23 protein-coding genes and 1 pseudogene are annotated in these 20,614 nt (G+C 39.1%); 2 read left to right on the forward strand and 22 right to left on the reverse strand.

The genetic code is table 11. The features are described from left to right. Positions 1-81: 81 nt before the first annotated feature. From DW694_RS12610 to DW694_RS17495, 8 genes are all read right to left on the reverse strand, one after another. Positions 82-837, reverse strand: a complete 756-nt coding sequence (locus DW694_RS12610) for a hybrid sensor histidine kinase/response regulator (protein WP_118753125.1) — start codon at positions 835-837, stop codon at positions 82-84. Between the two features lie 11 nt (positions 838-848). Then, positions 849-1,034, reverse strand: coding sequence for a hypothetical protein (locus DW694_RS12615; protein ID WP_005423080.1), 186 nt, complete (start codon positions 1,032-1,034; stop codon positions 849-851). A 127-nt stretch (positions 1,035-1,161) separates the two neighbouring features. Continuing rightward, a complete protein-coding gene (locus DW694_RS12620) occupies positions 1,162-2,364 on the reverse strand; it encodes a L,D-transpeptidase family protein (protein WP_286187088.1) in 1,203 nt (400 codons plus the stop codon). 358 nt (positions 2,365-2,722) lie between these two features. Beyond that, positions 2,723-4,162, reverse strand: a complete 1,440-nt coding sequence (locus DW694_RS12625; protein WP_118753127.1) for a DUF4179 domain-containing protein — start codon at positions 4,160-4,162, stop codon at positions 2,723-2,725. Then, positions 4,162-4,680 (reverse strand): sigma-70 family RNA polymerase sigma factor, encoded by a 519-nt coding sequence (locus tag DW694_RS12630; RefSeq protein ID WP_005423085.1) that lies wholly within the window; start codon positions 4,678-4,680, stop codon positions 4,162-4,164. Before DW694_RS12630 ends, DW694_RS12625 begins: the two co-directional genes overlap by 1 nt. A gap of 288 nt (positions 4,681-4,968) precedes the next feature. Beyond that, positions 4,969-5,601, reverse strand: a complete 633-nt coding sequence (locus tag DW694_RS12635; RefSeq protein WP_005423087.1) for a PBECR4 domain-containing protein — start codon at positions 5,599-5,601, stop codon at positions 4,969-4,971. Between the two features lie 398 nt (positions 5,602-5,999). Next, positions 6,000-6,428 carry a glycoside hydrolase family 95-like protein gene (locus DW694_RS12640; protein WP_118753128.1) on the reverse strand — a complete coding sequence of 143 codons (429 nt, stop codon included), beginning with the start codon at positions 6,426-6,428 and terminating at the stop codon, positions 6,000-6,002. Positions 6,429-6,448: 20 nt separating this feature from the next. Beyond that, positions 6,449-6,991: a group II intron maturase-specific domain-containing protein gene (locus tag DW694_RS17495; protein WP_353615821.1), complete on the reverse strand. Its 543-nt coding sequence runs from the start codon at positions 6,989-6,991 to the stop codon at positions 6,449-6,451. A 119-nt stretch (positions 6,992-7,110) separates the two neighbouring features. On the opposite strand from DW694_RS17495, the gene DW694_RS17500 reads away from it, so the two are divergent. Continuing rightward, complete coding sequence (locus tag DW694_RS17500; RefSeq protein WP_330410783.1) at positions 7,111-7,320, forward strand: hypothetical protein; 210 nt, start codon at positions 7,111-7,113, stop codon at positions 7,318-7,320. Between the two features lie 11 nt (positions 7,321-7,331). Continuing rightward, positions 7,332-7,982: an AraC family transcriptional regulator gene (locus DW694_RS12650; RefSeq protein WP_330606753.1), complete on the forward strand. Its 651-nt coding sequence runs from the start codon at positions 7,332-7,334 to the stop codon at positions 7,980-7,982. Between the two features lie 47 nt (positions 7,983-8,029). Here the strand turns inward: DW694_RS12650 and DW694_RS12655 are convergent, their stop codons facing one another. The 14 genes and pseudogenes from DW694_RS12655 to DW694_RS12720 form a co-directional block, all read right to left on the reverse strand. After that, entirely contained in the window at positions 8,030-9,388 is a 1,359-nt protein-coding gene (locus DW694_RS12655) for an FtsW/RodA/SpoVE family cell cycle protein (RefSeq protein WP_118071922.1), read from the reverse strand. A 3-nt stretch (positions 9,389-9,391) separates the two neighbouring features. Then, positions 9,392-9,721 carry a PadR family transcriptional regulator gene (locus DW694_RS12660; protein WP_055066334.1) on the reverse strand — a complete coding sequence of 110 codons (330 nt, stop codon included), beginning with the start codon at positions 9,719-9,721 and terminating at the stop codon, positions 9,392-9,394. Between the two features lie 129 nt (positions 9,722-9,850). Continuing rightward, on the reverse strand, positions 9,851-10,216 hold the full coding sequence (locus tag DW694_RS12665) for an ABC transporter permease (RefSeq protein ID WP_117592302.1): 366 nt from the start codon (positions 10,214-10,216) through the stop codon (positions 9,851-9,853). A gap of 342 nt (positions 10,217-10,558) precedes the next feature. Continuing rightward, positions 10,559-10,912, reverse strand: a pseudogene (locus tag DW694_RS12675) (GDP-mannose 4,6-dehydratase); the annotation flags it as partial. Beyond that, positions 10,885-11,094, reverse strand: coding sequence for a TnpV protein (locus tag DW694_RS17505; protein WP_353615819.1), 210 nt, complete (start codon positions 11,092-11,094; stop codon positions 10,885-10,887). The pseudogene DW694_RS12675 and the gene DW694_RS17505, both read right to left, overlap by 28 nt. 209 nt (positions 11,095-11,303) lie before the next feature. Next, on the reverse strand, positions 11,304-11,861 hold the full coding sequence (gene lepB, locus DW694_RS12685; protein ID WP_118753147.1) for a signal peptidase I: 558 nt from the start codon (positions 11,859-11,861) through the stop codon (positions 11,304-11,306). Between the two features lie 10 nt (positions 11,862-11,871). After that, entirely contained in the window at positions 11,872-12,309 is a 438-nt protein-coding gene (locus DW694_RS12690) for a helix-turn-helix transcriptional regulator (RefSeq protein WP_118753129.1), read from the reverse strand. A 155-nt stretch (positions 12,310-12,464) separates the two neighbouring features. Continuing rightward, positions 12,465-13,856: a DUF4179 domain-containing protein gene (locus DW694_RS12695; protein WP_118071921.1), complete on the reverse strand. Its 1,392-nt coding sequence runs from the start codon at positions 13,854-13,856 to the stop codon at positions 12,465-12,467. Beyond that, positions 13,853-14,410, reverse strand: coding sequence for a sigma-70 family RNA polymerase sigma factor (locus tag DW694_RS12700; RefSeq protein ID WP_059085740.1), 558 nt, complete (start codon positions 14,408-14,410; stop codon positions 13,853-13,855). Before DW694_RS12700 ends, DW694_RS12695 begins: the two co-directional genes overlap by 4 nt. 575 nt (positions 14,411-14,985) lie before the next feature. Next, positions 14,986-15,537: a hypothetical protein gene (locus DW694_RS12705; RefSeq protein WP_118753130.1), complete on the reverse strand. Its 552-nt coding sequence runs from the start codon at positions 15,535-15,537 to the stop codon at positions 14,986-14,988. Between the two features lie 738 nt (positions 15,538-16,275). Further along, a complete protein-coding gene (gene asnB / locus DW694_RS12710) occupies positions 16,276-17,607 on the reverse strand; it encodes an asparagine synthase (glutamine-hydrolyzing) (RefSeq protein ID WP_353615822.1) in 1,332 nt (443 codons plus the stop codon). Between the two features lie 6 nt (positions 17,608-17,613). Continuing rightward, positions 17,614-18,135 carry a hypothetical protein gene (locus DW694_RS17510; protein WP_353615820.1) on the reverse strand — a complete coding sequence of 174 codons (522 nt, stop codon included), beginning with the start codon at positions 18,133-18,135 and terminating at the stop codon, positions 17,614-17,616. A gap of 417 nt (positions 18,136-18,552) precedes the next feature. Continuing rightward, positions 18,553-19,659: a DUF4179 domain-containing protein gene (locus tag DW694_RS12715; RefSeq protein WP_118753131.1), complete on the reverse strand. Its 1,107-nt coding sequence runs from the start codon at positions 19,657-19,659 to the stop codon at positions 18,553-18,555. Continuing rightward, positions 19,653-20,192: an RNA polymerase sigma factor gene (locus DW694_RS12720; RefSeq protein ID WP_118753132.1), complete on the reverse strand. Its 540-nt coding sequence runs from the start codon at positions 20,190-20,192 to the stop codon at positions 19,653-19,655. The genes DW694_RS12715 and DW694_RS12720 overlap by 7 nt, the downstream gene beginning before the upstream one ends. Between the last annotated feature and the right edge of the window lie 422 nt (positions 20,193-20,614).

Consider the following 20,614-nt stretch of genomic DNA (forward strand, 5'->3'; position numbering starts at 1 on the left):
AATTACTGTTCCATTTTATAAATTTACGCATAATATTTCGTACCACACCCTGTTTCTATGGCTGAAATAAGAACGTTACTGTTAATTGTGTTTGTATCTACTTAAGGCACGAATCAGTTTTTCTGACTCCAGTGGTTTTGTAAGATAATCGTCCATTCCAGACTTCAGTGCTTTAGTCTTATCTTCTGTAAAAGCATTGGCGGTCATAGCTATAATCACAACAGCAGATGCATCACTTCTGTTCATTGTACGTATTTCTCTGGTAGCTTCCAGGCCATCCATAACTGGCATCATAATATCCATCAGAATTACATTGATCTCACCAACACCTGATTTTGCAAATGCTTCAACAGCTTCCTTGCCGTTTGAAGCCTTTATAATTTCTGCTCCTGCATTTGTCAGAAGGAATTCCGCAATTTCCATATTCAATTCATTGTCTTCGGCCAAAAGGATTCTCATACCTTCAATTGATACATCGTCTTCCTGGCTTTCTGCCTGCTTCATATCAGCAGAAATAAGGAATGGGAGCTGTACCATGAATGTGGTTCCTACATTTTTCTCGCTTTCAAATTTAATCGTACCGCCCATTTTCTCTACCAGTTTTTTTGTAATTGGCATACCAAGACCTGTTCCTCCATAAACAGATCTTGCACCGCCTGTTTCCTGAGTAAATGGTTCAAAAATATGGTTCTGAAATTCTTTACTCATTCCAACTCCGGTATCCTTGCAGTGAAACTCAAACAGTATATGTCTGTCATCCACCTGTGTTTCATAATAGCTGAGCAGTATCTCTCCTTTTTCTTTGTTATACTTGACAGCATTACTTATGATATTCATAAGGATTCTTTTTAAACTTTAATCACAGCACTTTTGCATGCTCTGTCAATGTGTTTATTTCCATAAATAAATTTTTCTTTGTACCCATTATATGGTTCCAGTATTGATACGTCAATCCCATTAATGTGCCTTCTCTTCTTCACTCTTTGTGAAAGGAAGAGATTGCTAGCTTTTACCAATCGCTCTTCCACTTCCACATCAAGTCTGCTTTGTTCTGGATTACCGAAATGGTGATCATGCGTCAGGCTGATACTGTTGACAATGAAAAACAGGAGCCAGCTGCATTACAACTTAGCTCCTGTCCTGTACATCTTGAATATAGAATTAGTAAAAACAGATTATCGGGACATCATACTGAATAAGACTATAAAGCTGTCCGGCATTTTCTGGTGGAAGATTGATGCATCCATGAGAACCACCTGTAAGATATCTGTCACCACCAAAATACGGCTGCCAGTCTGCATCATGAAAGCCAATTCCTCCATTGAATGGCATCCAGTACGTTACCGGCTGTTCATAAGAATATGTTCCATTTGCTGTCATTTCACCTCGCAGCACGGACGGACTGCTCTTTGAATTCAGTGTGAATATTCCAGGGGGTGTTTTTCTATCCGGATCGCTTGGCAGTCCGGATACGATTTCTGATTGGAAAATAATATTTCCATTCTGATAATACCACATATACTGCTCTGTAAGATCTACCTCTATATATGTATTTCCGAGATCATTGATCCCGTGTGCATTTGCCCTCATAGAATATACCGGTTCCCTGGTTGTCTGGGTTCCTGACTGAATTTCCTGCATGAGCTGTGCTACTTCCTTGTCCTGATCAATCTTCCATCCATAGGCTGAGCCATATACATACACTGTCCTTCCGCTTATGGTCTGAAATTGTCTTTCAGTGCCAACTGTATCATGATCTGCTGCAAGCTGTGCCACATAATCCACTACATGCTGCCGGAAGGCTTCATCATTCTGGAGCAGCTGCCCTTTCTCGTCAAACTGCAGCCAGTTTTTGATGGTATTCCCATCGAGTGTTACCGTTTCGTCTCCAAATGTATATGTGATATTTGCTTTTGTCAGGTTCTTATATGTATTTACCATATTCTGAAGTTCTGAACTTTCTTTCGTCACATCTGCTTTCTTATAAGCCTTTGGATCACTTTCCAGATTTACCTCTGCCGCATCGTTATCGATTGCCCTGCATATCATCTGATAAGCTTCTTTGGTATTTAATTCGTTGCCTTCCGTTTCTGGCACAATAGTGAATTCTGAGTTAACAAAACTTACATACGCATTTTCCGGTGCTATCTGATTCTCTTTTTTCGCACAATTTAATGAATTTACCTGTTCTTCCAGTTTCTCCCGGCTGAAAAAAGTCTCTTCTTGAACCATATAGTTTTTTATTTCAAAAAGACTGCCGATCCATTCCCATGATTTCTGAGTTTTCAGCAGCTGGAGAACCACACCGCTGGATACGTATTTATAATCAATGTCTTTTCCTGTAATGGCCTGCGGGTCCTGCATTCTTGCCCTTACCTGAATAGTATAGTTATCCTTTTTCCCAGCAATCTCCTGCTCAACCTCATATGCTGTCTTATTTGAACTGTCAATCCCATTGATGGTCGTCCCATAAAAGAAGTGATATGAGTAATAATAAGATATACCTGCATAAATACAACAGCCTATAACAAAAATCATCAATATAATCAATATTACAATTTTCTTAATTTTATTTTTCTTCTTTTCTGAAAATATAATAGATCTGAATTCCGATTTATCCATCGGCACATAAACAACTGAACCTGGTCTTGCCGATTTTGTGGTTCTCATTGACTGCCCTATCACTTCTTTTTGTCTCATATCCTACTTATCTTTCTTTGAATCACTTAGTTTTTTGCACTGTCTCACTGTCATTATCAAAATGTAATGTCTTATGATATTTCGCATTCTCCTCCAGAAGTTTTTTCCATTTCTGTCCGTCTTCTTTCGTAGGATTATCAAAATTCTGCTGCCCCTTCAGTTCATCCATATACTGGATATAATCCAGGAAATAAATATCTACTGTCGAAATATCCCTGTCCTGAATTGCGAAGTTATTACAGTTTCCAGTAGACTCATTATATGGAAGTGTGTTTCCGTTGGCATCAAGAGCTACCATGAAGCAGTCACTGTTGGATCCTTCCTTATAAAGTTCATTTACCGTCAGTTCATACGGAGAACGAATTACGGATTTGAGTCCGATACCAGCATCGTTTGTATCATTCAGTTCCAATACTTCTGTCCGGGAATCATCTACTGTAACCGGGATATCGAAACTCCAGTTACCTTCATATTTGTAGTAGCCGGCATCCCTTCCATAGTTTTCATCATCCGCTTCTGACCACTCATAGTCTGCTTCCAGCCCTCTTACCTTCGAGATATCCAGATGCAGATTAAAAGTATCCGGAATCTCAATATCTTTAATATATTTCTGATATGCTCCACCACGCTCAGATACTTTATTGATAAACTCTTCCAGCAGTGCATAACCTTCATCCGTCTGATCATCTAAGTCCGCCTGAGTTATTCCCATCTCATCCATTACCTGCTGTGTCATTTCATTGTATTTCTCATTATATTCCGTATAGTCTTTTGCCGCCTGAGCAAGATCATAACGGAAAATGCATGCATAGGTGTTGTCATCCAGAAACTGTCCTTCCACATGACCGTCTATCACCCGATTAGCTTCTGAATCAAAGTCCACACCTCCAGTCATATCCAGATCAATGACCGGTGTTCCACTTTCCGCCCTGGTTGACGTTTCTGGAAATGGCTTATCACTCTTAAACTGCATAGTTATATAGACTGCCTGGCTGTTGGCATATACCTCAGAACATGTAATTGTCAGCCCATCTGCTGTTTTAATGTAAGCATTCTCACTAGTGGCATTACCTGTCTTGTCCCCATCTGCTTCACTGCCATCTGCCGTTGTTCCATCAACGGATTCCAAGGTTGTTGCATAATCCGAAAAATCACCAAAGAAACTTACATTATCCTGCAAGATTTCAAAAAGCCCTCCTACAACCGGAATATTCTTTGCCATTACTGGATTGGTTGCACAGAATATAAATCCGACTGCCAGTACCGCTGCCATACCTCCTGCTACCCTGCCTCCAATTTTCATCCAGTGATATGGATCCTTTGGTGCTTTTTTCTGTAACACAGCATTATTTTCAATCAATCGATATGCCTGATTGATACGTTCATGCACGATTGCCGGCATTTCTGTATCCTTTTGAAGTTTTTCCTGGAAGTCTTTCTCATTATTATTTAAAGTCATCATTAAACACGTCCCTCCTTAACCTTATATCCATACATCTCTGCAATCTGTTTTCTACCACGATGAAGACGAGATTTCACAGTGCTTTCCTTCATATCCAGAGCGTCACTGATCTCCCGGACACTAAATCCTTCCATATAGTACAAAAGAACAACCAAACGATATTTGCTATCCAATGTTTCTAATACTTGTGCCCATTCCATCGCCGCATATTCTTCTTCGTGAAAAGGTGTTTCCGGCATCTGATCCGTATAAGTAACCAGCTTTTTCTTCTGTATCATGTCCTTACACTTGTTGATCAAGATTCGAATCATCCAAGTTTTAAAATATCTGTTCTGTTTCAGACTTTTCAGATTTTCATAACAGGAAAGAATCGTATCCTGTATTGCATCCGCAACATCTTCATCATTTTTCAGATATGCTGCCGCAATCTTATACATACTCTGTACATTCTCATCCATAAGTCGGCAGAAAGCATCTTTGTCGCCTTTCTTCGCTTTTCGTATCAAAACCTCATTCATTGTAGTTCCGGCTCTCCTATCTCAGACTAGTCATCCGTAGTATACTATAGAAGCTTCATTTATGTGCTTCTACTTATTAGACGTGCGAATCCCTAAAAAGGTTGCAAATATTTTTAAAAAAATTATCTCAGATAAAAACACCCCCGAAATCGTTCAAATTTTATGATCATCAGGTCCTATTAGGGTATAAAAACAGCCGTACCATGTGCGTTTTACATGATACGGCTGTCAATAATTCTCATACCCTCAGGATAGATTAATTGAATCGCCAACTAAGACTCTCCATTTTTATTTATGTAATAAAGTTTGATCCAGCATGTTTTTAATTTCATCCGGAAGACTGTCTATCATTGCATTTTCATCCAAAAACAGTAAAGTTGTATATTTTTTCGCATCATTCGGTGCTGAGAAAATATGAGTTACTGTATATGCTGTTGTACTTTTAGAAAAACAATCTTCATCTCGCAGTGATTCTACTACAAAGCAATCGCCTTTTTGCTGTCCCTGATCATCATACTCTTTATTTAAGCATAGAGTAAAATTAAGATCTGTTGTGCCAAACTTATAAGTTCTCGTATCTGTAACAATCTCTTCCAACATAAAGCCTTCTGAGCCAGCCAGCATTGCAATCTGTCCGATATGCTTAATTTTACGCTTACACAATGAAAAAGGGTGCTGCGGTGTAAAAAATATCTGCGAAGCCTGAAGCAGTTTTTTTGCTGCATAACTATAAAACTTTTTTGCGGAAAGGTTTGTGGCCACACCTGTTAAGTGCCTGAAATTGGCAGCTTTATAAAGCACCTCAATATATCTGCCTTCAAATACATATAGAAATCTTTTACCTACTAAATGCTTCCTATACAGATCGGCAGCTATTTTAATCTCCTGTACGATTTTCTCTCTATCCTGTTGTTTTCCCATCTATCTTTTCCCAATCATCACTATAATATAAAAACAGCACCGGACAACTTTTTGTTATCCAGTGCCCATAATCTTAAAAAGCGGTTTTATGCTGGCTGTCAGCCGCGACATCCTTCCGAACGTCTAAAATGTCGCCGGTATCATTAAGTCCCCGGCGCGGACTCACCGTATCTCCCTGGTGTGGGCGTAATACCCTTCCGAGTATCAAATAGTCCCAGTAATTACCCTGCCCGGGCACAGTACAGCTTTTACGTGCCGCTACACGAAACCTTTTGGTTTAACTATATTATATGCGATACCCTAAGAAATATCAATAGTTTCTGGCAAAATCGATTGGCTGTATTTTATTGTACCCCATTACTTACCACTGTCTATGATTTCCAGGCCCTCAGGACAGATCAATCAAAAATCATATTCTCTGTCCCATCAGGTTTTAAAAATACTGTTTTCGAAATTCCATTGCATTCCAGCGTTACTTTCTGCTCACGGGAAGAACAGCGGCGAACCCTGTGTATCCTGCCCTCTCTCCATTCAAAATCAACTGTGATGTCACCCTGTGCCTTCATTCCCCCGACTTTTCCGTCTTTCCACTCATCCGGAAGTGCCGGAAGCAACAGGAAATGCCCTTTCCTGCTCTGGATAAGCATCTCTGCAACTGCAGCTGCAAAGCCAAAATTCCCATCGATCTGGAACGGTGGGTGTGCACACAGCATATTGGGATAAATGCCGCCTCCCACACAGGAGATATTTTCCTCCCTGGTATAACGGAGCTGGTTTGATCGAGTAGGAGACGGCTTTTGCCGCCGACCTCTCACACCACCGGACATGCGGTTCCGCATCCGGCGGTTCAGTTAACTTGACATCTCGCTTTACAAAGATATTCCTCGGCTGAGAGTAAACCAAATTTCTTCAAACGTGCATTTGACATCGCATAACAAACAGTTTTTGTACGGCACACTCGGGCATATCCATGAAATCCCGCCTCACACCTTGCATTCTTTTTACTAATACCCAGTTTTACCAAATTTTTATATCTGGTTTTTGGATTTTTCCAGTGTTTCCATATGCACATCCTGAATCTATACCTGATTACTGTATCAAGTTTTCGGCTTACTGTAAGAATTGAGCCAATTTTAAAGTAATTAATCCATCCTCTTACTACCTCTGCTATCTTTTTCGCTTTGTATGAATTACTCACGCTCCACTTGCGGCTCGTAAGTTTCCTGACTTTCTTCATTACTTTATCCAATGACTTTTTCGGAACTTTCATCCTATATTTCTTTTCCTGAAATTGATAATAAAAAGCAAATCCCAGATATTTTGCTTTTGTCGTACTATCATTATACTTTTTTATTATAAAAAAATACATAAACAACATTCGCCAAAACATGCACAAAATGTTATACTTTTACATAATAGCCAACTATTTTTTAACAATATTTTGTAGAATCGTAAAATTGCACAATTCATATTGTTGTGTTTTGTGCAATATGACAAAGAGGACATTACTTGTATACATTATCAGCATACTATCACAAATCCAGGGTTGATTTTATGGATAAAAAACATCCCCTGTTTATTGGAAGCTGCGGTACTTATCATCTATACACCGTAGAAAAGCTTCCTACCCACCGCCCGAAAGACCGGCTTGATTATCAGCTTCTTTACATCGCATCCGGACGGGCACATTTTATTTTGATGGAAAACCTACTGTTGTAGAAGCCGGCAATATGGTACTCTACCGTCCACGTGAGGAACAACGCTATTATTATGGAGCGGATCAGACCGAAGTTTACTGGGTTCACTTTACTGGAAATAATGTAAAGAACTTTCTAAGAAGATATGGGATTGCCGACGATACCCGCATTATTTATACCGGTATCTCCATTGAGTACAAAAATCTATTTATGTCTATGATCGAGGAACTGAATCTGCAGCGAATTGATTACGAGGAGATGCTGATAAATTATTTCATGATTCTCCTGATCAGCCTCCATAGAATAGCACTGCAAAAGCCACGTAAAAAGAACCTTCAGAACATGAACGATATGGAACAGGCTGCACAGTACTTTCGGATGCATTATAATAAACCTATAAGTATTGAGGACTATGCTGTTTCCCACAATATGAGTATCAGCTGGTTCATCCAGAACTTCCGTCAGTATGCCAATACTACATCTGCTCAATACGTGCAGTCTCTGAGGCTTACCAATGCAAAAATGCTTCTGGAAACGACCAATTATAATATCACAGAAATAGCCAACCTGGTCGGGTACGAAAATCCATTATATTTCAGCCGATTTTTCCGAAAACAGTGTGGCATGTCCCCTTCACAGTTCCGCAAGCAGCTGGTGCTGAATGCAGAAAACTGTCCAAAATAAAACCAACCAAAAACGCTGGGAGCAATTCTCAGCGTTTTTGATTGGTTTTAAATATTACGATACTTTTTTACCTTAGAATTAATGGACATAAAGCCTGTTTCAGGATGTCGCGGATAAATATTCTTATACCTGTAAGTACTCAGCACGATCCCCATGAGTCCATAAGAAATTATAATACAGCTTCCTCCGGCTGAAAAAAACGGAAGAAATGTTATTGATTGCGGAAATACGCCAAGATTCTCAAGGACATTTATCAAAAAACTGATGAGAAATACAATTCCGCACCCGCATCCCATCATCATACCCAGCTGATTTTTCTGTCGCAACGCAGTGTTAAAGATTGCAAAAATCAGAACCGCAAGAACACAGCACAAAAGTATAGCTGCAATTATTCCATATACAGATGACAGATAGGTCAGAATATAATCCGCGTTAAATGCTGGCAGGATTCCCGTTACATCTGATTTGCTTTTCCCGATCAGCTTATTCTGTCTCCAAAGTGAATGCAACATTTTTGTGAGATAGTCTGTTTCGCTACCACTGGAAAACATCGCCTGTATGCGCGCAATTTGATATTCCGCCAGCCTGTTTCTCAGGTACATACCCAGGAAAGCTGCTATGGGCGCGGTCAAAAACACAGCCCAGATTCCACAGATAGTTCTTTTCTTTCTGACAGTAAACCAGTCCTTTTTGATTGCGATCGTCAACATAGTCAGCATAGTTACCAGCATCACACAAGCTGTCCTGAGTGCCGGCAGGCTGTAAACTAATATTACTGGAGCAATCAGCCATAAGATTGCTCTTATCAGTCCCTTATATCCCCACCCATGATATTTATATAAAATTGCTCCATATATGGGGACATAAAACAGCATCAGTTTTTGTACATCCATGCCTCTTCTGCCTCCTGGCAGTGATATAAAAATCCTCGCTCCGTTTACCTGGCCTCCTTCCAATATAACCAGCAAACAGACGGACAATAAAACAGCTGCAATTATTTTTGAAAATTTTGCCAGTACGGTATAGTCCAGCAGATACAAAATCATCATGACAGCCAGCCCGATCATAACATGAAACACATATCTGTCAGAACCGGCTGCCGCATTCTCACTGGCTTTTCCGGAAATCCCTGCATGTATCAGAACACCTGCAATGCTGATAAATATAATCATTCCCAAAAGTTTCCATGCAGCCTGAGGTCTGTGGATACTGTCAAGGGAGATTCCTGTTTCCACAGGATCCCCCATGTCTCTGACGGCTTCCTTCTCTGCCTGTTCATGATCCATGCCTGCCTTCATGTTTTCCGCAATCTGATCCTCCATATGATCCTGCAGTTCCTGTTTTATGTATGGTCTGGCTTTTGTGCAGCGAATCTGTTCCAGCAATAATTTCAGATATTCATCCATAACTCACACCTCCAGTATAAGCACATTGGTCACTGCTGCAGAATACTCTTTCCATTCCTCTATTTTCTTTTCCAGGAATCCTCTTCCCTGTCTGGTAAGGCTATAATACTTTCTGGTCTTTCCAGCTACATCCTGTTCATATACTGTCAGGAGTCCTTTCTCTTCCAAGCTGTGCAGCAATGGATAAAGAGTTCCAGCCTTCAGCTCAAATACATTCTGAGATTTTTGCCTCAGTGTGTCGATCATCTCATATCCATACATATCCTTTTCAGACAAAAGTTTCATTACAAGCATTGCCATACTTCCTGAAACCAATGCTCTTTCAATAGCCATCTGGTCCACCCCCTTCTTAGAATAAGTTATATATCGGCGCTCTATATATCGGTCATCTATATAATAGATTATTTTACATTATTTGTCAATATATCAATAAAATTTATCAAAACTAATGGCTATTACCATTCATTGATTGTTTCGGTAATTGCCATATTGTATGTGCTTCGCCGGGGCGTAGGCCGCAGCAATGGCGGTAACGAAAGAAAACACAATAACAATAGCAAGTAATTCTACCGGCATGCTCCACAGAGTTCCAAAATACCATGTAAGCAGCTTGATATACAGGAAACGACTAAGAGCAATCCCTATGACGCCACCGATTACAAATCCAGAAATGGAATAAGTAAAGGCTTCTTCGGCAATCATCCGTGTAAACTGATTTCCGTCCATACCGACAGCCCGCATAGCACCATACTGTTTTATCCGGGCTGTTACGCTCGTAGAAATGCTGTTTATAGTATTAAACAGTGTAATCATAGCAATAATTGCCAAAAAACTATATACACTAAAATTTCAACCTCTTGTCCCGCTATCTGAATGGTATCTCCAACTTTTAGTGGATTGTCTTTATTTGAAGCAGTCATGACCTTATTACTGTCCCCGTAAATTTCTGATAAATCCCCTTGTACAAGACTGTCTTTTGCTCTGTCTAACAAATAGTCACTGTACGATGTGATATTTACATGATTGATTCCCTGCCGTGAAGAAGCAGCAGAAACATTCTCTATGTATGTGCTGCCAAAAACGTGATCTATACCAGAAATAGAACTGACGGTATCATTCAAAAAAATAAGAGGGCTGCATCTTACAGCTCTCTTATTTTAAATATACATCCTATTCTTCATATCCCTGCGGATTATTAGACTGCCATCTCCAGGAATCTTCACACATCTCACGGATACCGTTTTCTGCTTTCCAGCCAAGCTCTTTTTCTGTCTTAGATGCATCACAATAACAAGTTGCAATATCTCCTGCTCGGCGAGGTTTGATCACATATGGAATTTTCACACCAGTTGCAGCTTCAAAATTCTTCACAATATCAAGAACACTACAGCCCTTTCCGGTTCCCAGATTGTAAACCGCAAGCCCTGGATTTTCTTCGATTTTCTTAAGTGCTTTTACATGACCCTTTGCCAGGTCCACAACATGAATATAATCTCTTACACCAGTTCCATCCGGAGTATCATAAGCATATCCTGCAGAAGCATCACCTGATAGGTTGAATTTCGATGGTTTTTCAGATAATCTCTGCGAAGAAAACCATACTTGCCAAGTTGATCCATCTGCTCACCGGATTTATAAGTAAGATCTGGAAGCAGATATCCATTTACATTCGTATACGTTAGTTTCATTTTGTTAGCACTCTCCATTTCTCATCATTTTTTGACCACAAATTTACGACATTTACGACAAATCTGACACTGCTTTACAATACCAGACAAAATGACTGATACCCCGAAAAGCCTGTAAAACAGGCACTTTTGGGATACACAAGACAGGACAAAAATCGACTTCCATTATCAAATAAAAAACGCGAATATTCCAGTGCTTAATAAGCCACTGATATTCGCGTTTCTTATTATCCTAACCACTTGAAAGATGGATAGTATCTTACAACAGCTTTCCCCACAAGCTGGTCAAATCGCACGAATTTGTTTTTCCATGAACGTGAATCCTTCGAATCATTCCGGTTGTCACCAAGCATGAAATAACTGTTTTCCGGAACTGTATATGGACCATAACTTCCGATCATTTTCTCCGGAATGAAAGAGTCATCCAATGGAGTGGGTGAACCATCAATGTAAACTTTCCCATCCTTAATTTCCACTACCTCTCCCGGCAGTCCGATCACTCTTTTGATAAAAAGACGGCTTTCATCATCTGGGTATTTGAATATTACAATATCAAATCGCTCCGGGTCCTTGAACTTTTCAGAAATTTCATAACCGAACAGATTAAGATTAATTCCATACGCAAGCCGAAAGCCGAAAAGGCGGTCTTTCACCATAAGTGTTTTTTCCATGGAGGGTGAAGGGATTTTTGCGTTAATCAAAACAACATTATTGATAACCAGAGTAATTGCCACTACTATTACAATCAATTTCACATAGCCTAACAGTTCACGCCAGATTTTCATGCTCTCCACCTCACCGTTCTTCATTATTCATATATCTGAACAATCTTTTGTCATATTTTGCTTCCTGGTACCAGCCAATTCCGATCATGACCACGCCTAATACAATGGTAACCGTTCTGACCATTGTATCAGCTGAAAACAGGCAGGAAATTACAATTCCAGTTCCTGCACCAGTAAAAAAGTCAATAACAGACTTTTCCCGTTTCAATGATCCAAGCACTCTTTCTTTATCCATGGTTTTTACCATTTTGACATCTTCCTTTATTAAGACATCGAGAGAAATATCAAAACGGTTGCTGATGTCTATGAGAATCTGCAGATCCGGATAGCTCTTTTCATTTTCCCAATTAGACACAGTCTGTCTGGTAACATGAAATATTTTTCCAAATTCCTCCTGGGTCAGTCCCTTTTCTTTTCGTATTTTTAGTATCTGCGTTCCAATATTCATATTGCTCTGCTCCTGTTCTTCCAATCGGTTTTGCTTTCTCACTTGGATTATATAAAAATTTCTGCCAAATGAAAAGCAATTTACCTTTTACAGCGAAAAAACAGGTATGCAAAGCTTCTTTGACATGGGATTTTTGAAAACAGATTCACGTTTCTCTACTTAATCTGAATCCTTATTTTATCCCCGACAGGTGTCCAGCCGGATTCTGCAGTGATTTCACCTGTAGCTCCATCATAATATGCGCTTTCTTCGGTTCCGTAATCTTCATCCGTTTTATCTGCTGCGTCGGTATTTTCTTTCTGGTCTGTATCGTCTTGAAGCCTTACTTCTGTGGGAGCATCTGCCCCTCCGATAATTTGAGTTTCAACCTGATCCTCTGCATCTGACGGATTTTCTCCCTCCAAAGTATCCTCTGGAACTTCTTCTACCTCTTCTGTAGTCTCACCAATTTCTACAAAATCGTCATCACCCCAGACAGTGTCTGCAGCAGCCATGTAAGGTTCTCTGGTATAAAGCTGTAATTCCAGATAATCGCTGTCAATATCCGGGAGCAAAAGAACCGGACCGTCAGAATCCAGCTGATACATGCCCCAGAAACTGGTTTTAAAACTCCATTGAGTTTTACCATCTGCTGCCGAATTACTGCGCAGTTCATACTGTACCTGATTTCCTTTACTGTCTGTCCCCATAAGCATCATCTCATTACCATTATACAGCTTTTCCTCAAGTTCTTCCGGAATTTCTGCCTTAATTATACTTTGCAGTTTATTCATGGAAAAGTCTGTTAATTTTACGGTTCCTTCTTCTGTTTTAACAGAAACATCTTCCAGCTTTTTATGAACTGTCTGTTTCATAAGCTCCTCATGGGGAATAGAAAAATCAAACTCAAACTCTGCGAAATAATCTTCGCCAAGATTTTCATTTTGATAGGCACCGAGTACCAAATGTACTTCTGGATTTTCTCCCAAATCACCATCAAGGGAAAACCGGGATTCCAGAACAGCATCATAGACATTTTCATCCAGTCCAGTATTTAGCAAATCTTCGTCCGAATATGGCAGAAGGTGTCCGCTTTCGTATTCTTCAATTTTCTGTCCATTTATTGTAGTTTTCTGATAATCAATGTCAAGCTGTGTATTGGCAAAGGTCCAGTCATCCTGGACATCATCCGTGTCCTTTTGCCCGGAAGATGTTTTTTCTGCATGCACCTTTGTTAACAGAACCCCATTATCCAGAACAACTTCTTTTAATGTTACAGTAATTCCTTTGTCTTCCTTAGAGGTATTCAACACTTCCGTATAAGATTCAATGCCTTTTGGGAAACCAAGGGTTTCTCCTATGGACAATGTAATATTTTTTATTGCAGCCTGGATATGTGGATTAGAAAAGATAACAGAACCCAAGGTGACGATCACACAGGCAGCTGCTGCTTTGCTCCACCCTTTTGGTCTCCGGTTTTCCTTTTTTTCACTCCATTCCCGCTCTGCTTCCTCTATATATTTCGGATCAATATTACCAAATTCTTTTGAAAAATCAAACTTTTTCATATGCGTCCTCCTTCTTTTTCCAACAGTTTCAACAGCTTTTTCCGGTTTCTGTATAAATTCATTTTCACGCTTCCCGCTGACATATGATGCCTTTTGGATATTGCAGAAACAGGATCTAAAAACCAGTATCTTCGTACAAAAATATTTCTGTCCTTTGGAGACATTTCTTCCAAAAAACGATTTATGGTTTCCATCAGTTCTTTTTCCGCCAGCTGTTCTTCCACGGTATAAGTTACATTTAGCTGCTCCATTTCCTCCATAACATCTGCCATATGAACATCCGGGCGCTTGCCTGCAAACTTTTTCCTTAAGCAGTCAATACTAAGATTTCTTGTAATCCGACCGCAAAAGTGTGCCAATACAGGAGGATGCGTAGGTGGAATCTGTGACCATACTGAAAACCAGGTATCATTCAGACATTCCTCGGCATCTTCTCTATTCGCCAATAAATTCCAGGCAATCTTGTAGCAATAGGGATGATACTTAGTACTCAATTCTATAATTCCATTCTCATCTCTTTTCAAAAACAGGTTTATAATTTCATCATCATTCATTTACAGGTTGTCCTCCGGGTTTCTTTAAGATAAAAGTCACTGTCCATAATCTGACCAGCAACAGATAAGGCGCCTTTTTGAATAAAAAAATTTCCATTCATATTATATATCGTAAAAAATAGTGGATGGTAACAAAAAAATTTAATTTTTTTCAGTTGAGATCCAAACTACAGTTTTGGTTTTCAGAAGATTACCTTTTAGAGGTAAAAATAATGAAAAGCAGCCGATATTCTCATTTTATAAATCATGAGATACCGGCTGCAACTGCTGTTATAAAATATTTAGTCCAATAAAACTCCCTCTATTTGTATTTTTTAGAAAAGATTTGCACGTCTAACTCATCACTGAAATAACGAGAATGCGACGCACAATTATTCAAGTCGTTGAGTCACTCTTGAAAGTAAAACCGTATTACACTTGTAAAAAAGGTCTGCCGCTTCTGCACTCAGATTTTTTAGCAAGTGTAATATTCTACATATTCCTGAACTCTCCTTATGGAGTAACATATCACTGATATGGACAAACAGATACCTTTCGACGATCAATCAGTCTATTAATTGTTTTTAGTAGCAACATCAAATTGAATCAATTTCTTTATATAACTTTATTAATTGCTTAAGCAAATTTTCATATTCTTTTATTGTCTCATCCGAGTCAGACTCTTTTACTATATCCTTGTCATTTCGTAGATTAGAAATTTCAAATGGGTATTGGTTCAATAATTTGATTGTTTCTTTGCAATTTGGGATTAATTGATTTCTTTTATTATATGGAATCACATTTATGCGCTCTCTTAAATTATGCCGCAGATTGTATGCAAGCCAGTCTGCCGTATCAAAAAAAGCACGATACTCATGTCCATATGCTTTCTCAAGGTTTCCTTTGATATAAGAATAGTAATCGTATCCTTCCGGCACTTTTTTGGTTGTGCTTGCAAAAATCCTTACAATATGATCATATGCATCCCGGTGCTCTTTTAATGGCTGAATTAATGCATCCCCATTTTCTGATATTTCTTCGGCTGTAAGTAGATAAATTTTGGTTTTTTGATGTAATTGATATATCTTTTTCCACAACAGTCCAATCTCATCGTTTTGCATTAGATTAAAAACATTTTGTTCAGCCATTTAAAATACCCCGCTATTGAATTAATGAATTTTTAACTTTGACTCCTTTTCCCTCATTACCAGAAACGATTTTTCATCTAGAATACGGTCACCAAAAATCCGCCAGGATCCACGTCGCTTTATTCGGTACGCTTTAATAGTGGAGATTTGTCCGTTTTCACAGTCTCTTGAAAAAAATTTCCTATATTTAAAAGTTTCTATTATCCCCCATAGAGTTCCTGCAACTATAAAAAAGGAAGTACTGCTACAGCTTCAATCATAAATATTCTCCTTATCATCCCAGTTACATGCATCGTCACAATCGGACTGCATCCCAAGGTCTTTTGGTTCGATCACATTTCTTACACTACTACCTGCACTATATTTTTCTCTTCTGTAAATTATGCTAAGATGAACAAATATTTCTCTGTAAAGTAACAAAAGAATAAATCCAACAAATATACAGGATAGTAATATAACTCCTTTCCTAGATGCCACAGATTGCAATTGTGGATTTCCAAGGAAGCAAACTGCTGAAATTGCGCTTCCTAATTTGCCTTTCCATTTAAGAACAATGAGTCGAAAGCATCCAAAACCGTAAAATCTTTCAGATTTCCACCCACATACTCCTTAAACTCTTCCTCCAATAATCCGAAAGTTTCTATACAAACAAATAGAGTTTTATCATAAAAGTCCCAAATACCATTGTCAACGGATTTTTCGTATATTTATATTTTTACCGTCTCATAACCAACTCTCTCACTTCGAACATGTAGCAAAAAATCTATCATACCAGATAAGGAATGTCAAAACTGTCCAGATTTTACGGCTGTTATCTGCCTTTTTCTCTTTGTGCTCTTTCAGAAGTAAAAGAAGCTTATCTGTATGAAAAAACTCTTCTGCTTCTTTCGAGGTAAATAACTCCTTTACCCTCTGATACCAGTCATCCTGCCGCAGCCACACACGGATTGGAATTGGAAAACCAAGTTTCCTACGTTCATCGGTTTCCTGTGGAAGAAATTCTGAAACAGCTTTACGGAAAATATATTTGGTTGTACCCGCTGCAATCTTGGCTTCTTTCGGAAGCTTTGCTGCAAAGTCAAAAACTTCTTTATCCAGAAATGGTACCCTGACTTCCAATGAATGTGCCATGCTCATTTTATCTGCTTTCTGTAAAATATCGCCAGGAAGCCAGTATCTCAGATCTACAGACTGCATTTTTTCCATGTCTCGAAGTGATCCTCTGTTTTCTGACTCAAGTTCTTTAAAAAATGGTCTTAAATATTCCTGTGTGGAAGGTCCTGTTACTTTATTTTTCAAAATCTGCGCTTTCTCTTTTTCACGGTAAATATATGCATTTCCGATGAAACGTTCTTCCACTTTCATTCCTGCACGGATAAGGAAATCTCGTCCCTTCACATCCGGCAGCTTTGCAGCCAGTTTTCCAATTACACGTCTGACACCAAATGGAATCCAGGCAATTTTTTTCAATGATTCCGGTTCTCTGTAAATATTATATCCACCGAAAAGCTCGTCTGCTCCTTCTCCGGAAAGAACAACCTTGACATGACCTGCAGCCTCTTTTGAGAGAAAGTAGAGTGCAACGGCAGAAGCATCAGCAAGGGGCTCATCCATATGATACATAACATCTGGAAGGGCATCCCAGAATTCCTGCTTGGATATGATTTTCACATGGTGTTTTAAACCAGCTTTTTCTGCCACTTTGGCAGCTTTGTTTACTTCACTATATCGGTCTCCCTCATCGAATCCCACTGTAAATGCCTGATCTGCACCAGAGGAAGAAGCCAGATAACCGGAATCCACTCCCCCGGATAAAAACGCGCCGACTTCCACATCACTTAACATATGGTGCTCCACTGAATCCTTTAAATTCTCTGCAAGCTGATTCCGCAGCTGCTCCATATTCGTCTTACGGTCCCATTGGCCTGGTGCAAGCTTTGTTTTGAAATAAGTCTTTATCTCATAGTTTCCGTTTTTATATAAAAGCATATGACCTGGCATAAGCTTATAAATCCCCCTGAAAAAAGTTTCTTCCAGAGGGGAATATTGAAATGACAAATACTGCTCCAGTGCCTTCTAATTTACTTTCCTTTCATAGCCTGGAAATGCAAGGATACTCTTAATTTCAGAAGCAAATACAAAGTGTCCATCTATTTCGGCATAGTACACAGGCTTAATTCCAAAAAAATCCCTTGCAAGCATCAAACTCTGCTCCTGTTCATTCCATACAGCAAACCCAAACATTCCCCTGAGCTTATCCAGTGCCTTCTCCCCATACTGCTGAATAGTATTTATCAGAACCTCCGTGTCAGAATGAGTACAGAAAGAAATGCCGAAAGCCTCAAGTTCTGCCCGCAGTTCCTTATAATTATAGATTTCTCCATTAAAAACAATATGAAGGTTTCCGTCCGCACTTTCCATAGGCTGCTGCCCATCTTCTAAATCAATAATACTAAGTCTTCGAAAGCCCAGCGTGATCTTCTCCCTGCAAAAAGAGCCCTCACTATCCGGGCCCCTATGCTCAATGGCCTTCATCATCCTTTCAATTACTGTCTTCTGATCCTGTCTGTAACCTGTAAATCCACAGATTCCGCACATTTTATCCTCCGTATCTATTTGATGTAGTTTATACGCTGCAGCAACTCTTTTACCACAATTGAATCCCACATAGTCACATCGTAATCATAGTGGTCTGTGAGTCTGCGCTTCAGCTTGTGTTCTCCCTATTTTTCTACAGATGTAGAAATCTTTTCTAATTTTACATCTGTAGAATCAAAAAGTCAATCTTATTTTCTACAATTGCAGAATCTATGTCATATATTTGATTACCCGTCATGACATACCTCAATGACTCAGTTCTTACAGATTTTCAAACGGTGTGAATGCCTCACTGCTGATAAAATGAAAAGCCGGAAAAACGGTCTTTTGTTACAGAGCCATTTTTCCGACTGTATGGTTACCTATTTTCTCATTATCTAATTATGGGAGGATTTTTCTGTATCACCGAAAAAACTATTATTCCCGCACTTCAAGCCACTGGTCAATGTTCCCAAAATGTACCGCCTGCAGGTTATCTACATCAACCAGTTGCGGGAAGCTGTTTCTGATGATCATGACACCATTTTCCTTATCCTGTTTTTCTCCACCGCCAGCGATGCCTCCCATGGTCAGATCGAGTGTTAAAACCGTTCCATCTTTATAACGCACCTGGTCAATACTAGTTCTGGCATAAAGATCCATGCCATAGTCCGTACCTGCGTACTCAAATTTGTTTTTTTCATCTTCATACACCTTCATAGCTTCATCATAATCAAGATATAATGACCATAAAAGGGGCGTTACTTCCATTTCTTTCACAGTGATTTCATAACCTCCAAAATCACATTTCCGATTCACTTCCAGAGTTGTCGGAGGCTTTACTGCACCCAGAGTCCATTTAAAATCCCATGTTCCATCTGTAATAACAGTCGTATCATAATCTCCTTCCTCCGTAAGATTCTTTAATGTGATTTCTACTGTTTTATTACTCAGATCATAATCACCGTCATAAGATATACAGGCGTTAAAATATTTAAGATGTGTAGAATTTTGATCTGTTTTCAGTAACACATCCTGTCCTACCCCAGTATTGAAACTTCCAAATCTGTTATCGTCCACTGCATATACTTCTTTTCCATCGATCTTAAAATGTGTCATCTCCTCAAAAGAAGTATGATCAGTCATAGAAATACTGTCCTCTGTTTTCACTTCAAAAAAAGCATACAGGAATCCCTGATCCTGAATAGAATCTGTCAGGGTAACCGTCACACCATTTTGTGTTACAGACTGGTCTATATTCTGAATATAAGTTGATTCCTGCAGTGTCTCCTGCTGTTCCTCCGATGGATCCAGTCTTTTCACCAGGTAATCATTCCATTTAAAGAACTCTTTTGCAGCCACAGTAACAGCCATACCAGTACAGATTACTGCTGCTGCAATCAATAATCGTCCACTGATTTTTTTTCTTTTGTATTTTTTATCAACTGAATCCGCCTGTTCAATCTGTTTTAGTGTATCTTCAAATTTATTATGAAAATCCTGTGGTACTTCCGGTGCGATATTATTCCATTTCTTCTCTAACATGACATTTTCCCCTTTCCTGTTATTCTCTTTAATTGCTTGTTGTTTTTCCCAGTTGCCGGTCTTTTCTCTTCTTCGGATAACTGCACCTTCAAAAACTCTCTTGCACGTGAAAGTCTGCTTTTGATCGTTCCTTCCGGAATATCCAGAGCCTCACTGATCTCTTTCAAGGAAAATCCTTCTAAATAATACAATGTTACCAAAACCCTCAGATCCTCCGGAAGTTCCATAATCGCCATATACAAATGACTGTATCTGTCCTCCTCAGTCATTTTCATATTGTCCATATATTCTTCATATGGAATAACATTTTTTCTTTTCCGAAGAATCCCTTTGCATTCATTGATCAATATCCTTGTGATCCATGTTCGGAAATATTTTTCTTTCTTTAAAGTGGGAAGTTTTTCATATGCCTTAAGAATTGTTTCCTGCACAACATCCCCACAATCAGAGTCATTCTTCAGAATGGACTTTGATATATGATACAGCATGGCTTCTGCATCCCGAACCTCCTTAATAAATACATCTTTTGTCATAACTTTGTCTTCTCCTTTTGTCCAGCCGGATTACTACTCATGTTTACTTTTACACTTATTAGATGCATCGGAAAGGAAATCGGTTCTCATAAAAGTATTTTTTTCCGTTGCCTCTTCCATTGCCAACGAAATATCCACTTTTTTTAATCTCTGTTCTATTTGTATTTTTTATGTAATTCCGTAATATATTCCTCTAGCCTCTCTTTGTCTTGCTCTTCACAGGCGACAAAAACAAAACACTGCTTAGATCAATCCGATATGCTTTTACTGTTTTCTCACCCAGTTTCTCTGTATATGTGCAATGAAAGATGAGATACTTTATCCCCATTCCAGACAGGTACGCAGAGCATGACTCTCACAAAGCAGTGTCCATTCAGATAGTTGGAACCGTTGTGTGCGGCTCAGTATAGATAATATCAGCA

The sequence above is a fragment of the Ruminococcus sp. AM26-12LB genome (assembly GCF_003480785.1).
Classification (GTDB): Bacteria; Bacillota; Clostridia; order Lachnospirales; family Lachnospiraceae; genus Blautia_A; species Blautia_A fusiformis.